12 protein-coding genes are annotated in these 14,934 nt (G+C 66.6%); 9 read left to right on the top strand and 3 right to left on the bottom strand.

The window, feature by feature from the left end; genetic code table 11:
* Nucleotides 1-63: 63 nt before the first annotated feature.
* Nucleotides 64-1,665, bottom strand: a complete 1,602-nt coding sequence (locus tag ACTZWU_RS12725) for a L,D-transpeptidase family protein (protein ID WP_444737738.1) — start codon at nt 1,663-1,665, stop codon at nt 64-66.
* A 302-nt stretch (nt 1,666-1,967) separates the two neighbouring features.
* On the opposite strand from ACTZWU_RS12725, the gene ACTZWU_RS12730 reads away from it, so the two are divergent.
* Nucleotides 1,968-2,531, top strand: coding sequence for a YcbK family protein (locus ACTZWU_RS12730; RefSeq protein ID WP_444737739.1), 564 nt, complete (start codon nt 1,968-1,970; stop codon nt 2,529-2,531).
* 139 nt (nt 2,532-2,670) lie between these two features.
* On the top strand, nt 2,671-3,261 hold the full coding sequence (locus tag ACTZWU_RS12735; RefSeq protein ID WP_444737740.1) for a TetR/AcrR family transcriptional regulator: 591 nt from the start codon (nt 2,671-2,673) through the stop codon (nt 3,259-3,261).
* Here the strand turns inward: ACTZWU_RS12735 and ACTZWU_RS12740 are convergent, their stop codons facing one another.
* Nucleotides 3,262-3,879 carry a TetR family transcriptional regulator C-terminal domain-containing protein gene (locus ACTZWU_RS12740; protein ID WP_444737741.1) on the bottom strand — a complete coding sequence of 206 codons (618 nt, stop codon included), beginning with the start codon at nt 3,877-3,879 and terminating at the stop codon, nt 3,262-3,264.
* 141 nt (nt 3,880-4,020) lie between these two features.
* Here ACTZWU_RS12740 and aptA point away from each other — a divergent pair, with 141 nt between their 5' ends.
* The 7 genes from aptA to ACTZWU_RS12775 all read left to right on the top strand — a co-directional run bounded on the left by aptA (nt 4,021) and on the right by ACTZWU_RS12775 (nt 11,745).
* Nucleotides 4,021-5,346, top strand: coding sequence for an omega-aminotransferase AptA (gene aptA / locus ACTZWU_RS12745; RefSeq protein ID WP_444737742.1), 1,326 nt, complete (start codon nt 4,021-4,023; stop codon nt 5,344-5,346).
* A 64-nt stretch (nt 5,347-5,410) separates the two neighbouring features.
* Nucleotides 5,411-6,676 carry a Zn-dependent hydrolase gene (locus ACTZWU_RS12750; protein WP_444737743.1) on the top strand — a complete coding sequence of 422 codons (1,266 nt, stop codon included), beginning with the start codon at nt 5,411-5,413 and terminating at the stop codon, nt 6,674-6,676.
* Between the two features lie 66 nt (nt 6,677-6,742).
* Entirely contained in the window at nt 6,743-8,194 is a 1,452-nt protein-coding gene (gene hydA / locus ACTZWU_RS12755; protein WP_444737744.1) for a dihydropyrimidinase, read from the top strand.
* Between the two features lies 1 nt (nt 8,195).
* On the top strand, nt 8,196-9,014 hold the full coding sequence (locus tag ACTZWU_RS12760; RefSeq protein ID WP_444737745.1) for an ABC transporter ATP-binding protein: 819 nt from the start codon (nt 8,196-8,198) through the stop codon (nt 9,012-9,014).
* Nucleotides 9,007-9,897, top strand: a complete 891-nt coding sequence (locus ACTZWU_RS12765) for an ABC transporter permease (RefSeq protein WP_444737746.1) — start codon at nt 9,007-9,009, stop codon at nt 9,895-9,897. Before ACTZWU_RS12760 ends, ACTZWU_RS12765 begins: the two co-directional genes overlap by 8 nt.
* Nucleotides 9,894-10,727 (top strand): ABC transporter permease, encoded by an 834-nt coding sequence (locus tag ACTZWU_RS12770; RefSeq protein WP_444737747.1) that lies wholly within the window; start codon nt 9,894-9,896, stop codon nt 10,725-10,727. Before ACTZWU_RS12765 ends, ACTZWU_RS12770 begins: the two co-directional genes overlap by 4 nt.
* Before the next feature lie 34 nt (nt 10,728-10,761).
* Complete coding sequence (locus ACTZWU_RS12775) at nt 10,762-11,745, top strand: ABC transporter substrate-binding protein (protein WP_444737748.1); 984 nt, start codon at nt 10,762-10,764, stop codon at nt 11,743-11,745.
* 57 nt (nt 11,746-11,802) lie between these two features.
* Here ACTZWU_RS12775 and ACTZWU_RS12780 read toward each other — a convergent pair whose 3' ends face one another.
* Nucleotides 11,803-14,934, bottom strand: a complete 3,132-nt coding sequence (locus ACTZWU_RS12780) for an efflux RND transporter permease subunit (RefSeq protein ID WP_444737749.1) — start codon at nt 14,932-14,934, stop codon at nt 11,803-11,805.

The raw sequence follows: 14,934 nt of genomic DNA on the forward strand, positions 1-14,934 counted from the left end.
CCTTTCCGGACGCGGCTTAGCCTGTTTGGCCGCGTCGCGCCAGTCTGCTGGCATGCGGCAGCGTCAGCCCTGCGTGGCGTCCTGCAGCGCGTTCCAGATGCGGGCATCGCGGCCATAGACGTCGTCGAACAGGCGCACCCGCCCCTGATCGTCGGGCCAGGCGGTGAAATAGACCAGATGCACCGGGATCGCAGGCCGCATGGTCAGCCATTGCTCGCGCCCGCCGTCGCGCGCGCGGCGGAACATCGCGGCCGGGTCGTCGGTCTGGCGCGACAGCAGCTGATGGGCCAGATCGACCGGGTCCCCGATCCGGATGCACCCGTTCGAGGCCGCACGCATCCGGTTGCCGAACAAGCTCTTGTTCGGGGTGTCGTGCAGATAGATGTTCCAGGGGTTGGGGAAGATGAACTTGACGATGCCAAGCGCATTGTCGTCGCTTGGCTTCTGGCGCAGGCGATAGGGAAAGCCGCCCGACAGGTCCAGCGCCTCGCGCGGAACGACATTGCCGCGGCGGTCGATCACGTCCAGATGCGGAAAGGCGTACCGGTTCGCGCGCAGTTCGGGCAGGTAGATGCGCTGCAACATGCCCGGCGGGACCGTCCAGGTCGGGTTCACGACGACATGGGACAGCATGTCGGAAAACTCGGGCGTCCGCATCTGGTCGGCATGTTTGCCCACGACGCTGCGGGTGCGAAAGACCTCGGCGCCGTTCTCGACGATGGTGGTGCTGTATTCGGGGATGTTCACCCAGACATGGCGCTGGTTCAGGTCATGGCCACCCATCCAGCGCAGCCGCTCCAGCGCGACGGCGATGGCGCGTTGGCGTCCGTCCTGACCCGAGGGCGCCTCGCCATTCAGCGCACGGATCGTCTGCTGCCCTGCAATGCCGTCTGCGGGCAGGCCCGCAGCCTCTTGAAAGCGCTGGACGGACAGGGCCAGTTCGGCGTCGTAAAGCATGGGCTCGGCACCCGGCGTGGCAAGGCCCATCGCCTCAAGCCGGGCGCGCATCAGGGGCAGGTCGGCCCCGCGCGCGCCGATCCTCCACAGGCCTTCGGGCACGCGCGGCAGGTGATGGGGGATGTCCAGGTCCGCCCCGCCCGCCAGCGCTTGCTGCAGGGCGCGATAGGCCGGGTGATCGGGCGCCGCCGAGGCGATCACACGCGCAGGGTCGGACGAGCCCACGAAGCGCGCCATCAGGCCCGGCACATCGCGGCCGCCTCCCTCGCGCTTGATCTCGTCATCGACGCGCGAGGGGCGCAGCACGCCGCCCGACAGGTCCGACAGAAGGCGCGACAGGGTGCGGGCATGGGCCAGTTCCGCCTCGATCCCCTCGGACGCGCCCAGAAGATGGGGGGCATAGCGGGCCGAGGGAATGGCATGGCGCGGCGCCTCGGCGATCGCCTGACGCAGGGCCTCGCGCCGGGGCGCCCCCGATTCGCCCAGAAAGACCGGCCGCAATCCGTGACGCCCGTAAAAGGCCGCCAGATCAGGATCGCCCGCGACCGCGTTGGCCAAGGCCATCTCGTCAGGGGTGAAGTGCAGGCGCGGCGCGTTCGCCACACTGACCGAGGTCGCGCTGCCGTGACCGATCTGCGCCGATGCAGGCCCGGCCAGCATTGCCGCGACCAGCAACGGCACGGATTTCAGAAACAGACGCACCACCATCGCGGACCCTCAGACCATGTATGGACGTTACCCTCCGACGCAACCCGATGTCACCGCCAAGCGGTTGACCGGTCTGGCGAAACCGGGTCTTGTGGCGGACCGGCCACAGACAGATGCGGTTCGGTAACAGGTGTCGAAGATCGGCAAGAACCCGCCCAATTTGCACGATGCAACGTTCGCAGGCCAGAATCCGTTTCGCTCCACACCGGAATTTGACATATTGTTAGCACAGCGGGGGTACAACCCGGACGTGCCGCGCCATGCGTGGGAACCAAAGAACGATGCAGGACAGGCGATCTGACATGACTATGGACCTTATCTCTCGTCGCGGCATTCTTGGTGTCTTTGCGGCGACCAGCGTTGTGGCCGCTCCGGTCATGGCCAACGCCTTCGGTTTTCTGCGCGGCAATGCGGGCGACATGCGCCGGGTGCGGATGTATAACGGCCGGACCGGCGAAAGCATCGACACCGTCTACTGGATCGACGGCAAGTATGTCCGCGAGGCCCTGAACGAGATCAACATCTTCATGCGCGACTGGCGCACCGGTGAAGTGATCGGTGTGGACCCGCGCACCATCGACGTGGCGGCGGCTTCGGCCAGGCTGATGCAGACCAACGAACCCTACATGATGCTGTCGGGCTACCGCTCGCCGCGCACGAATGCGATGCTGCGCCGTCAATCGAGCGGCGTGGCGCAGAACTCGCTGCACACGACGGGCAAGGCCGCCGACCTGCGCCTGAAGTCGCGTTCGGTCGCGCAGATGTATCAGGCCGCCGTGGCCTGCCGCGCAGGTGGGGTGGGTCGCTACACGCGCTCGAACTTCGTGCACATGGATTGCGGCCCGGTCCGCACCTGGGGCAGCTGATCCCGGCCAGTCCCCCTTCCATGCCAGGAAGCCCCCGCCAGCGGCGGGCGGCTTCGTTGATCATATTCACATTTCGCTCTTGCGGCGCCCGGCGCTACACCGCAACCTAGGGCGACATCGACAGATCGAACGGAACGGCATGAGCCCCCAGGAAGCCCGACGCCTCAAGACGGCCAAGAAGATCCAGTTTGCCGCCGTTTCGCTGGCGGTGCGCGACGGCCTTGCCAATGTCACGACCGAGGCGATTGCCCGCGAGGCGGGGATCAGCACGCGCACCTTCTTCAATTACTACCCCTACAAGGAAGCGGCCCTGATGGGCCCGCCGCCCGATTATCCCGCCGAGGCCGGAGAGGCTTTCGTCGCGGGCCGCGGGCGGCTGATCGACGATCTGGCCCGCCTGATCGAGGCGCATCTGTCCCGCTACCTGGACGAGCGCGAGATGATCGGCCACCTGCTGCGCCTCAGCGAGACCGATGCCAAGCTGGAGGCCCTGCGCAACAGCGCGATGCTGGCCCGGCGCGCGCAGATGCGCAACCTGCTGCATCGCCGCCTGCCCGGCTCGGACCCGCGCCTGATCGAGATTCTGGCCGCCGCCATCGTCGCCGCGACCAATGCCGCAACCAAGGACTGGGCCTCGGGGGAACGACCCGATTTCATCGCCTCGGCGCATGAGAACCTGACCATGATCATGGCCGCTGCCGAATTGCTGGGCAAGAACCAGCCCGCCTGATCAGGGCGCAAGCAACCGGCGATAGAGGTCTTCGGCAAAGCCCTCGGCCTCGGCGATGGGGTCGCGCGAGGCGCCCAGAACCGCCCGGACCTGCGCGTCGAAATCCGCGTAATGCTGCGTCAGCGCCCAGATCGAGAAGATCAGGTGATGCGGATCGACGCGGCGCAGCCGTCCCTGATCCATCCAGCGTGCCAGAATCGCCGCGCTGTCATCGACGATCTGGCGCAGTCCAGCGCCCAGAACCTCGGTCAGGTGGGGGGCGCCTTGCAGGATCTCGTAGGCGAAAAGTCGGCTTTCGCGCGGAAAATCCCGAGACATCATCAGCTTGGCACGGATATAGGCCAGCACTTCGGCCAAGGGGTCGCCCTCGGGGTCCAGCCGCCGCAACGGGTCCAGCCACATCTCAAGCAGCGTGGTCAGCAGCGTCTTGTGGATCTCGTCCTTCGAGGCGAAGTAATACAGCACGTTCGGCTTGGACAGCCCCGCCGCCTTGGCGATCTGGTCGATCGTCGCCCCGCGAAAGCCATTGGCCGAAAAGGCCGTAAGGGCCCCCTCGAGGATCAGATCGCGATTCTTCTGCTGGATTCGCGTCATTGTGGCCGGTGCAGCCTCTGTCATCGCCTCGATCCTTCTGGCATGCTCGGAAAACCGGCAGCGTCCCTGTATCGGCCCTGCGCCCCATCACGGCGCTTGACTGGCACTGGACCCGTGCTAGCCTGATCCTGACCGTTTGGTCAATATTCCGTGAGGACGTCACCCATGCCGCTCGACCGCAAGCCCGCCCCGAATGACCTGCGCGCCTTCTGGATGCCCTTCACCGCGAACCGCCAGTTCAAGTCGGCGCCGCGGATGCTGGTCGCGTCGAAGGACATGCACTACACCGCCGCCGATGGCCGCCAGATCCTGGACGGGACGGCGGGCCTGTGGTGCTGCAACGCGGGCCATTGCCGCCCCCGCATCACCGAGGCCGTCCAGGCCCAGATCGGCGAGTTGGACTATGCCCCCGCCTTCCAGATGGGCCACCCGCTGGCCTTTGAACTGGCCAACCGGCTAGTGGACATCGCCCCCGAGGGGATGGATCACGTCTTTTACTGCAACTCGGGCAGCGAGGCGGTGGATACCGCGCTGAAGATCGCGCTGGCCTATCACCGCGCGCGGGGCGACGCGGCCCGGACGCGCCTGATCGGGCGCGAGCGCGGCTATCACGGCGTGGGCTTCGGCGGCATCTCGGTCGGCGGGATCGTGAACAACCGCCGCCATTTCGGCACGCTGCTGGCGGGCGTCGATCACCTGCCCCACACGCATCTGCCCGAGAACCGCATGACCAAGGGCCAGCCCGAACATGGGGCGAACCTGGCCGACGATCTCGAACGCATCGTGGCGCTGCACGGCGCCGAGACCATCGCCGCCGTCATCGTCGAGCCGATGGCGGGATCGACCGGCGTGCTGATGCCGCCCAAGGGCTATCTGGAAAAGCTGCGCGCGATCACGAAGAAACACGGCATCCTGTTGATCTTCGACGAGGTCATCACCGGTTTCGGCCGCCTTGGCAGCCCCTTTGCCGCGCAGCACTTCGGCGTTGTCCCCGACATGATCACCTGCGCCAAGGGCCTGACAAACGGCGTCATCCCGATGGGCGCGGTCCTGGCCACGGCCCAGATCCACGACGCCTTCATGCAGGGCCCCGAGCACATCATCGAGCTGTTCCACGGCTACACCTATTCCGGCAACCCGATCAGCTGCGCGGCCGCCATCGCCACGCTGGACACCTATGCCGAGGAAGGGCTGCTGACCCGCGCCGCCAGCCTCGAGACCTATTGGCAAGAGGCGATCCACAGTCTGGCCGATCATCCGCATGTCATCGACATCCGAAACATGGGCCTGATCGGCGCGGTGGAGCTGGCCCCGATCGAGGGCCAGCCGGGCAAGCGCGCCTTTGATGTCTTCATCAAGGCCTTCGAGGCCGGAATCCTGATCCGCGTGACCGGCGATATCATCGCCATGTCGCCGCCCCTCATCATCAGCGAGGCGCAGATCGACCATCTGATCGGCACGCTTGGCGATGTGCTGAAAGCCGCCGCGTAAGGCGCTGAACCCATCAAGCCGACCCCGCGGCAGAACGGGGCGGCCCGACAGGAAGGACAAGGACATGAGCGACGAGAGCGCCGTGATGGCGGCTGCCAATCTGACGGTGGATGGTTCAAGGCTGTGGGACAGCCTTGAGCAGATGGCGCAGGTGGGACCGGGCATCGCCGGAGGCTGCAACCGCCAGACCCTGACCGATGCCGATGCCGAGGGGCGCGCCCTCTTCCGCCGCTGGTGCGAGGATGCGGGGATGAGCATGGGCCTGGACCGGATGGGCAACATGTTCATGCGCCACGAGGGGACCGATCCCGATCTGGACCCGGTCTACATCGGCAGCCATCTGGACACGCAGCCCACCGGCGGCAGATATGACGGTGTGCTGGGGGTGCTGGCGGGGCTGGAAGTGATCCGCACGATCCGCGATCTGGGCATCCGCACCCGACGGCCCATCGTGGTGGTGAACTGGACCAACGAGGAAGGCACCCGTTTCGCGCCGGCCATGCTGGCCTCGGGCGTCTTTGCGGGCGTGCATGACGAGGATTACGCCAACAGCCGCACCGACGCCGAGGGCAAGCGCTTCGGGGATGAACTGGACCGGATCGGCTGGCGCGGCGACGAGGCGCCGGGAGATCGCCGCATCCACGCCATGTTCGAATACCATATCGAACAGGGCCCGATCCTGGAGGCCGAGGGCAAGCAGATCGGCGTCGTGACGCATGGCCAGGGCCTGTGGTGGCTTGAGGTCACGCTGACGGGCAAGGACGCGCATACCGGCTCGACGCCGATGGGGATGCGGGTCAATGCGGGGCTTGGCATGGCGCGGATCATCGAGGCCGTGCACCGGATCGCCATGGACCACCAGCCCGATGCCGTGGGCGCGGTGGGTCAGGCGAATGTCTGGCCAAACAGCCGCAACGTGATCCCCGGCAAGGCGGTCTTCACCATCGATTTCCGGTCGCCCGATCTGGGCAAGCTGACCTCGATGCGATCGCGGCTTGAGGGGGAAGCTGCTGCTATCGCCTCGGAACTGGGTCTGGGCATCGAGATCGAGCCAGTTGGACATTTCGATCCCGTGACCTTCGATCCCAGCCTTGTGGCCAGCGTTCGCCGCGCCGCCGAGGGGCTGGGGCTGAGCCATATGGATATCGTCTCGGGCGCCGGTCACGACGCCTGCTGGATCAATCGCGTGGCGCCGACGGTCATGATCATGTGTCCGTGCGAGGACGGGCTGAGCCATAACGAGGCCGAGGCGATCACGCCGGAATGGGCAAAGGCGGGCTGTGACGTGCTGCTTCATGCCGTGCTGGACACGGCCGAGATCATTCGCTGAGACGCAGTCGCCGGGGGCCAGCCCCCGGACCCCCGGGATATTTGGATGAAGAAGAAGAGGGAAGCCATGAGCACGGTCATCAGGGGCGGCACCATCGTCACGGCGGATCTGACATATGAAGCGGATGTGCTGATCGAGGCGGGCCGGATCGCGGCCATCGGTCAGGCGTTGGTGGGCGACCGGGTGCTGGATGCCTCGGGTTGCTATGTGATGCCCGGCGGGATCGATCCCCACACGCATCTGGAGATGCCCTTCATGGGCACCTATTCGGCCGATGATTTCGAAAGCGGCACGCGGGCGGCGCTGGCGGGCGGGACCACGATGGTGGTGGACTTTGCGTTGCCCTCGCCCGGTCAGGGTCTGCTGGACGCGTTGCATATGTGGGACAACAAGGTCAGCCGCGCGCATTGCGATTACAGCTATCACATGGCCGTCACCTGGTGGGGCGAGCAGGTCTTTGACGAGATGCAGGCCGTCGTGGATCGGGGCATCACCAGCTTCAAGCACTTCATGGCCTACAAGGGTGCCCTGATGGTGAATGATGACGAATTGTTCGCCAGCTTCCGCCGTGTGGGCGATCTGGGCGGGTTGGCGATGGTCCATGCCGAGAACGGCGATGTCGTGGCCGAGCTGTCGGCGCGGCTGCTGGCCGAGGGGAATTGCGGCCCCGAGGCCCATGCCTATTCGCGCCCGCCGCAGGTCGAGGGCGAGGCCGCGAACCGCGCCATCATGGTGGCCGACATGGCGGGTGTGCCGCTTTACATCGTGCATGTCAGCTGCGAGGAGGCGCATGAGGCGATCCGCCGGGCGCGGGCGCAAGGCAAGCGCGTCTGGGGCGAGCCGCTGATCCAGCACCTGACCCTGGACGAGAGCGAGTATTTCCACCCCGACTGGGATCACGCCGCCCGCCGCGTCATGTCTCCGCCCTTCCGCAACAAGGCGCATCAGGACAGTCTGTGGGCGGGGCTGCAATCGGGCAGCCTGTCGGTCGTGGCGACCGATCACTGCGCCTTTACCAGCGAGCAGAAGCGGTTCGGCATCGGCGATTTCACCAAGATCCCGAACGGCACCGGCGGGCTTGAGGACCGGATGCCGATGCTCTGGACGCATGGGGTCGGGACGGGGCGGCTGACGCCCAACGAATTCGTGGCCGTGACCTCGACCAATATCGCCAAGATCCTGAACATGTATCCGAAGAAGGGCGCCGTTCTGGTCGGCGCGGATGCCGATCTGGTCGTCTGGGACCCCGAGGCCGAGAAGGTCATCACCGCCGGCGCGCAGCAATCGGCCATTGATTACAACGTCTTTGAGGGCCAGCGCGTCAAGGGCCTGCCGCGGTTCACTCTGACGCGGGGCGTCGTCGCCGTGACCGAGGGCAAGGTCGAAAGCCGCGAGGGGCATGGCGAGTTCGTGGGCCGCGCGCCGCGTCCGGCGGTGAACCGGGCGCTGTCGGCCTGGAAGGAACTGACCGCGCCCCGCCCGGTCGAGCGGACCGGCATTCCGGCGACGGGGGTCTGAGTTGGACGCCAGCCCCCTGCCCCGGAACGCCGCCGCCACCTCTGCCGCCCCGGTCATCGAGGCGCGCGGCGTCAGCCTGACCTTCCAGACCGCGGATGGTCCGGTCCATGCCCTCAAGGATGTGGACCTGTCCATCGGGCGCGGCGAATTCGTCAGCTTCATCGGGCCTTCGGGCTGCGGCAAGACGACGTTCCTGCGCAGCATCGCCGCGCTTGAGACGCCGACGGGCGGCAGTCTCAGCGTGAACGGGATGGAGCCGGACGCCGCGCGGCGCGCGCGGGCCTATGGCTATGTCTTTCAGGCACCGGGGCTTTATCCCTGGCGGACGATTGCGGGCAACATCTCGCTGCCGCTGGAGATCATGGGTTTTTCGCGCGCCGAACGGGCCGAGCGGATCGCCCGCGTGCTGGATCTGGTCGAACTGTCGGGTTTCGGGGGCAAGTTCCCCTGGCAGCTTTCGGGGGGCATGCAGCAGCGGGCCAGCATCGCGCGCGCGCTGGCCTTCGACGCCGACATCCTGCTGATGGACGAGCCCTTCGGCGCGCTGGACGAGATCGTGCGCGACCGCCTGAACGAGGCGCTTCTGGAATTGTGGCGCAAGACGGGCAAGACGATCGGCTTCGTCACGCACTCGATCCCCGAGGCGGTCTATCTGTCCACGCGCATCGTGGTCATGTCGCCCCGTCCGGGCCGGATCACGCGGGTGATCGAAAGCACCCTGCCCGCCGAGCGTCCGCTGGACATCCGCGACACACCTGAATTCATCGCGCTGGCCCATGAGGTCCGCGAGGGCCTGCGCGAGGGTCATGCCCATGATTGAGGCGTGGCGCCGCGCCGGGCGCGGCAATCTGGTGCCGATCCTGACCGTGCTGCTGATCATCATCGGCATCTGGTATCTGGGCGCGATCCGCATGAACGCGCAATGGGAACGCGATCAGGCCGCCCGCGCGGGCATCGAACTGAGCCTGCCCGACCTTGTGTCGCGCACATTGTCTCAGGACCGGCCCGTCCTGCCCGCGCCCCATCAGGTGGCCGAGGGGCTGTGGCAGGGGGTGGCCGGGCAGGCCATCACCTCGCGCCGGTCGCTGGTCTGGCATGGCTGGGTCACGCTGTCGGCCACGCTGGCGGGCTTTGCCATCGGCACCGTTGCGGGGATCGTGCTGGCCATCGGCATCGTGCATAGCCGCGCGATGGACCAGTCGGTGATGCCCTGGGCCGTGGCCAGCCAGACGGTGCCGATCCTGGCCATTGCGCCGATGGTGATCGTGGTTCTGGCCTCGGTCGGGGTCACGGGGCTTTTGCCCAAGGCGATCATCGCGGCCTGGCTGTCGTTCTTTCCGGTGCTCGTCGGCATGGTCAAGGGCCTGCGCACGCCCGACGGGATGCAGCTTGACCAGATGCGCAGCTGGAGCGCGGGCCAAGGCCGCACCTTCTGGCACCTGCGCCTGCCCTCGTCGCTGCCCTATCTGTTCGCCAGCCTCAAGGTGGCCATCGCCGCAGCCCTTGTCGGCACCATCGTCGGCGAATTGCCCGCAGGGGCCACGGCGGGCCTGGGCGCGCGGCTGCTTTCGGGCAGCTATTACGGGCAGACGGTGCAGATCTGGTCGGCGCTGTTCGCAGCCGCGATCCTGGCCGCCACGCTGGTCGCCATCGTCGGCCTGCTGGAACGGGCGATCCTCAAACGCATGGGGCTGGCCCGATGAGCGCGCTTCCGATCTTTGGCGTCTGGATCGCGGGGCTGGCGCTGAACCTGTGGCTGGCGCGCTTTGGCACGCGCGCGACCCGCACCGCCGTCGCGGTGATCTTCGGGGCGACGATCATCCTGCTGTGGGAAATGACCGTCCGCATCTATCAGGTGCCGACCGTCATCCTGCCCGCGCCCAGCCTGATCGCGGACAGCTTCGTGGCCAACCGCTCGATCCTCTGGACCGACTTCGTGCAGACGATCCTGAAGGGCGCGCTGTCGGGCTGGGTGATCGGCGCCGCCGCCGCCGTGGCGACCGCAATCGCCATCGACCGCAGCCCGTTCCTGCAACGCGGCCTGCTGCCCATCGGCAATTTCGTCTCGGCCCTGCCCATTGTGGGAATCGCGCCGATCCTTGTCATGTGGTTCGGCTTCGACTGGCAATCCAAGGCCGCCGTCGTGGTGGTGATGGTGTTCTTCCCGATCCTCGTGAACATGGTCGCGGGCCTCAAGGCGACCGAGCCGATGCAGCGCGACCTGATGGCAAGCTGGGCCGCGCCCTATTGGCCCGCCTTGTGGAAACTGCGCCTGCCCGCCGCGATGCCCTTTCTGTTCAACGGCTTGAAGATCACCACCACGCTGGCCCTGATCGGCGCCATCGTTGCCGAGTTTTTCGGCAGCCCCACGCGCGGCATGGGCTTTCGCATCTCGACCGCGGTCGGGCGGCTGGACCTGCCGCTGGTCTGGGCCGAGATTGTCGTGGCGGCCCTTGCCGGGACGTTGTTCTACGGAATTGTCGCGCTGATCGAAAAGAAGGTGACCTTCTGGCACCCGTCGCAGCGCGGCTGATCGGGCGCAAGCCCACCAACAGGAGAGGACGCAGATGAAACGACTGATGATTTCGGCCGCAGGGCTGGCGCTGATGGCGGGGGCGGCCAAGGCCGACGATCTGACGCTGCAACTGAAATGGGTGACGCAGGCCCAGTTCGCGGGCTATTACGTCGCGCTGGATCAGGGCTTCTACGACGAAGAGGGCCTGAACGTCACCATCCTGCCCGGCGGCCCGGACATCGCGCCGACGCAGGTTCTGGCCGGTGGCGGGGCCGATGTCATCGTCGAATGGATGCCCGCAGCCCTGGCCGCGCGCGAACGCGGCCTGCCGCTGGTGAACATAGCGCAGCCGTTCAAATCCTCGGGGATGATGCTGACCTGCCTCAAGGAAAGCGGGATCGAGAACCCCCAGACCGATTTCGCGGGCAAGACGCTTGGCGTCTGGTTCTCGGGGAACGAATATCCGTTCCTGTCCTGGATGAACACGCTTGGTCTCTCGACCGAGGGCGGGGCCGATGGCGTGACGGTGCTGAAACAGGGCTTCAACGTCGATCCGCTGCTGCAAAAGCAGGCCGCCTGCATCAGCACGATGACCTATAACGAATATTGGCAGGTGATCGACGCAGGCATCGCGCCCGAGGATCTTGTGACCTTCAAATACGAGGATCAGGGCGTCGCCACGCTGGAGGACGGGCTTTACGTTCTGGAACCCGCGCTGTCCGATGAAGAAATGGTGGACAAGCTGGCGCGCTTTGTCCGGGCCAGCATGAAGGGCTGGGAATTCGCCGCCGCCAATCCCGAACAGGCCGCCGAGATCGTGATTGAAAACGACGAAACCGGCGCCCAGACGCTTGAGCATCAGACCCGCATGATGGGCGAGATCGCCAAACTGCTGGAAGGCTCGAACGGCACGCTGGATCAGGCCGATTACCAGCGCACGGTCGATACGCTGCTGTCGGGCGGCTCGGACCCGGTCATCTCGGCCGCGCCCGAAGGCGCCTTCACCACCGCCGTCACGGACCGCGCCTTCCAGTAAGGCACTCACCCGGAAACGGACAGGGCCGCCCTAGGGGCGGCCCTTTTCGTTGCGGCCCTATTCGGCGGGCTGCATCGCACCGCCCCGGCGCTGACGCCGCGCATCGGCCCGCGCGGCGCGGCGCAGGCGCCGCCGCCCGTCCCAGGCCAGCAGCGTCGGAGTCAGCAGAAGCGTCACCGCCGTCGCCACGACCAGACCGCCCGCGATGCCGGTCGAAAGCTGGATCCAGAACTGCCCCGAAGGCGCCCCGAAATAGAGATCGCGCCCCGCAAAGTCGATCGTCATGCCCAGCACCATCGGCATCAGCCCGATCACCGTCGTCGTCGCGGTCAGGATCACCGGGCGGAAACGCTCGGCCGCGGCGCGGCGGGCGGCGCGGTCGGGGTCCAGCCCGTTGCCGCGATGCTCGTTATAGGCGTCGATCAGGACGATGTTGTTGTTCACCACCACCCCGGCCAAGGCCATGATGCCGATGCCGCTCATCACGATCGAGAAAGGCTCCTGCCGGATCATCAGGCCCAGGAACACCCCCGCGATCGAGAAGATGATCGCGGTCAGGATCAGGAAGGCCTGATAGAAGCTGTTCATCTGGATCAGCAGGATCGTGAACATCAGGAACAGCGCCACGAGGAAGGCGCCGACAAGGAAGGTCATCGCCTCCTGCTGGTCCTCGATCTCGCCACCGAAGGTGATCTGGACGCTGTCGGGCAGACCAAGGTCCGCAATGGCCGCGCCGATGCGTTCCAGTTCGACGTTCAGGGTGCTGCCCGGCGCCAGATCCGCGCTGAGCGTCTGGGTCTCTCGCGCGGCGACGCGGGTGATCGCGGCGGGCGCGGGGGCGGGGATGATCTGCACCACGTTCGAGATCGGCACCTGCCCCGAGGCGACGTTCACCCGCAGATTGGCGAGGTTCTCGAAATTGCGCTGTTCGGGCGGGTAGCGCAGGGTGATGTCCACCTCGTCATCGGCGAAGTCGGGCAGATAGGTGCCAAGGCTCACGCCATTGGTCAGCAGCCGCACGGCGGTGCCGATCGTGTCCATGTCCACGCCGTAGCGCGCCGATTCCTCGCGGTCCACGACCAGCCGGATCTCGGGATTGGGGCGCGGCGTGTCATTGGCGATATCGACGAAGGTGCCCGCCTCGATCATCAGCTGCTCGATCGCTTCGGCGGCTGCCTGCAAGGTCGCGCGGTCGCGGGCCGAAACCTCGATCTGCACCGGGCGCGAGGCACCCGGCCCGGCCGAGGCGGCCTCGACCTGGATGCCCAGACCGGGCAGGCTGGCGGTCAGGGCGCGCATCTCGTCGATGATCTCGCCTGAGCGGCGGCGGGTCTGCCAATCGGTGAACTCGACCTGGATCTGGCCGATCACGTCCGAGGACATGTTGCCACGCACCCGTTCCTCGACCGAACCGATGGTGCGGGAATAGACGCTGTCGATCCCCTCCAGCCCGATCAGACGGTGCTCGACCAGTTGCACAAGCTGGTCGGACTCCTGTACCGACAGGTTGCCGTTCGCGGTGATCTGCACCTGCGCGCGTTCGGCATCGGTCGCGGGGAAGAAATCCACCCCCCGGCCCAGCATCGAATAGGCGTAGAACACCGCCAGCAACCCCAGGATCGCCAGCCCGAGCGAGGCACCCGGCCGCGCGATGGTCCAGCCGGAAAAGCGGTTCATCACCGAAGGCACCTCGGCCTGATCGGGGGACAGGTTGCCGTCACCGCCCCCGCCCAGAACCGTCCCCGCGACCGGCACGAAGATCAGCGCCATGGCCAGCGACATCAGCAGCGTGGCGATCATCGTGGCGGGCAGATAGAACATGAACTGCCCCGCCAGCCCCGGCCAGAACAGCAGCGGAAAGAACACCGCCAGCGTGGTCGCGGTCGAGGCCGTGATGGGCCAGGCCATGCGCTGCGCGGCCATGCGGAAGGCGTCGAACTTGTTGTGGCCCTTGGCGATCAGGCGCTCGCCCAGTTCCACCACCACGATGGCGCCATCGACCAGCATCCCCACGACAAGGATCAGCGCGAACAGCACGATCACGTTCAGCGTGAAGCCGAGCGTCCAGATGATCAGGATCCCGCCCAGGAACGAGCCAGGGATCGCCACCGCCACCAGCAGCGATGCGCGCGTGCCCAGAAACAGCACCGTCACCAGCATCACCAGCACCACCGCGGCGATGACGTTGTTCTGAAGGTCTGACAGCAGGTCGCGCATCTCGACCGACTGGTCGTTCATGAAATCGACCTGCACCTGACCGGGCCAGCCGCCGATGGTGCGGTCCACCTCGGCGCGGACGGCCTCGACCGTGTCGATCACGTTGGCGCCCGCGGATTTGCGAACGTCGATGGCCAGGGCGGGCTGGCCGTCGATGCGGGCATAGCTGATCGGGTCCTTGAAGGTCTGGCGCACCTCGGCCACGTCCTGCACGCGCAGGACGGTCGGGCCGTTGACCAGAACCGGGATCGACATGATTTCGTCCAGCCGCACGACCGTGCCGGGGATCGACACGCCCAGACGCCCCGCGCCGGTATCGAAGCTGCCCACCGCGATCAGCTGGTTGTTGGCCTGCACCGCCTGCGACAGCTGCCCGGGCGAGATGCCGTAGGTCTCCATCGCCAGAGGGTCGATCAGAACCTCAAGCTGATCCTCGCGGTCGCCGGTCAGGTCGGCCTGCAAGACGCCGCTGACCGTCTCGATCCGGTCGGCAAGCTGGCGTCCCAGACGGATCAGTTCCCGTTCGGGCACCTGCCCCGACAGCGCGACTGTCAGGATCGGGAACATCGCCATGTCGATCTCGCGCACGAAGGGGCCGTCGGCACCCGGCGGAATGTCCGGGCTGGCATCGTCCACCGCATCCTTGACCGATTGCAGCGCCGTGTCCTGATCGAAACCCGGACGGAATTCCAGCTGGACCGAAGCGAAGCCCTCGCTGGCCTTGGTCGTCATGCGGCGCAGCCCTTCCAGCGCGTTGACCTGCCGTTCGATCGGCTCGGCCAAGAGCTTGGCGGCGTCCTCGGCGCTGACGCCGCTATAGGTGACGTTCACGATGAAGATCGGGATATCGACCTCGGGCATCGATTCCTTGGGGATCGTCACATAGGCGTAAAAGCCCGACAGAAGCAGCGCGACCATCACCAGCACGATGGTCCGAGAACGCGAGAAGGCCGCCGCGATCATCCCGTTCAT

It is taken from the genome of Paracoccus sp. NSM (genome assembly GCF_052379855.1).
In the GTDB taxonomy this organism is placed as follows: domain Bacteria; phylum Pseudomonadota; class Alphaproteobacteria; order Rhodobacterales; family Rhodobacteraceae; genus Paracoccus.

Bases quoted from the DNA above. Each gene is read 5' to 3' on its own strand.
- ACTZWU_RS12725 (WP_444737738.1), bottom strand. From the start codon at position 1,665: ATGGTGGTGCGTCTGTTTCTGAAATCCGTGCCGTTGCTGGTCGCGGCA.
- ACTZWU_RS12730 (WP_444737739.1), top strand. From the start codon at position 1,968: ATGACTATGGACCTTATCTCTCGTCGCGGCATTCTTGGTGTCTTTGCG.
- ACTZWU_RS12735 (WP_444737740.1), top strand. From the start codon at position 2,671: ATGAGCCCCCAGGAAGCCCGACGCCTCAAGACGGCCAAGAAGATCCAG.
- ACTZWU_RS12740 (WP_444737741.1), bottom strand. From the start codon at position 3,879: ATGACAGAGGCTGCACCGGCCACAATGACGCGAATCCAGCAGAAGAAT.
- aptA (WP_444737742.1), top strand. From the start codon at position 4,021: ATGCCGCTCGACCGCAAGCCCGCCCCGAATGACCTGCGCGCCTTCTGG.
- ACTZWU_RS12750 (WP_444737743.1), top strand. From the start codon at position 5,411: ATGAGCGACGAGAGCGCCGTGATGGCGGCTGCCAATCTGACGGTGGAT.
- hydA (WP_444737744.1), top strand. From the start codon at position 6,743: ATGAGCACGGTCATCAGGGGCGGCACCATCGTCACGGCGGATCTGACA.
- ACTZWU_RS12765 (WP_444737746.1), top strand. From the start codon at position 9,007: ATGATTGAGGCGTGGCGCCGCGCCGGGCGCGGCAATCTGGTGCCGATC.
- ACTZWU_RS12770 (WP_444737747.1), top strand. From the start codon at position 9,894: ATGAGCGCGCTTCCGATCTTTGGCGTCTGGATCGCGGGGCTGGCGCTG.
- ACTZWU_RS12775 (WP_444737748.1), top strand. From the start codon at position 10,762: ATGAAACGACTGATGATTTCGGCCGCAGGGCTGGCGCTGATGGCGGGG.
- ACTZWU_RS12780 (WP_444737749.1), bottom strand. From the start codon at position 14,934: ATGAACGGGATGATCGCGGCGGCCTTCTCGCGTTCTCGGACCATCGTG.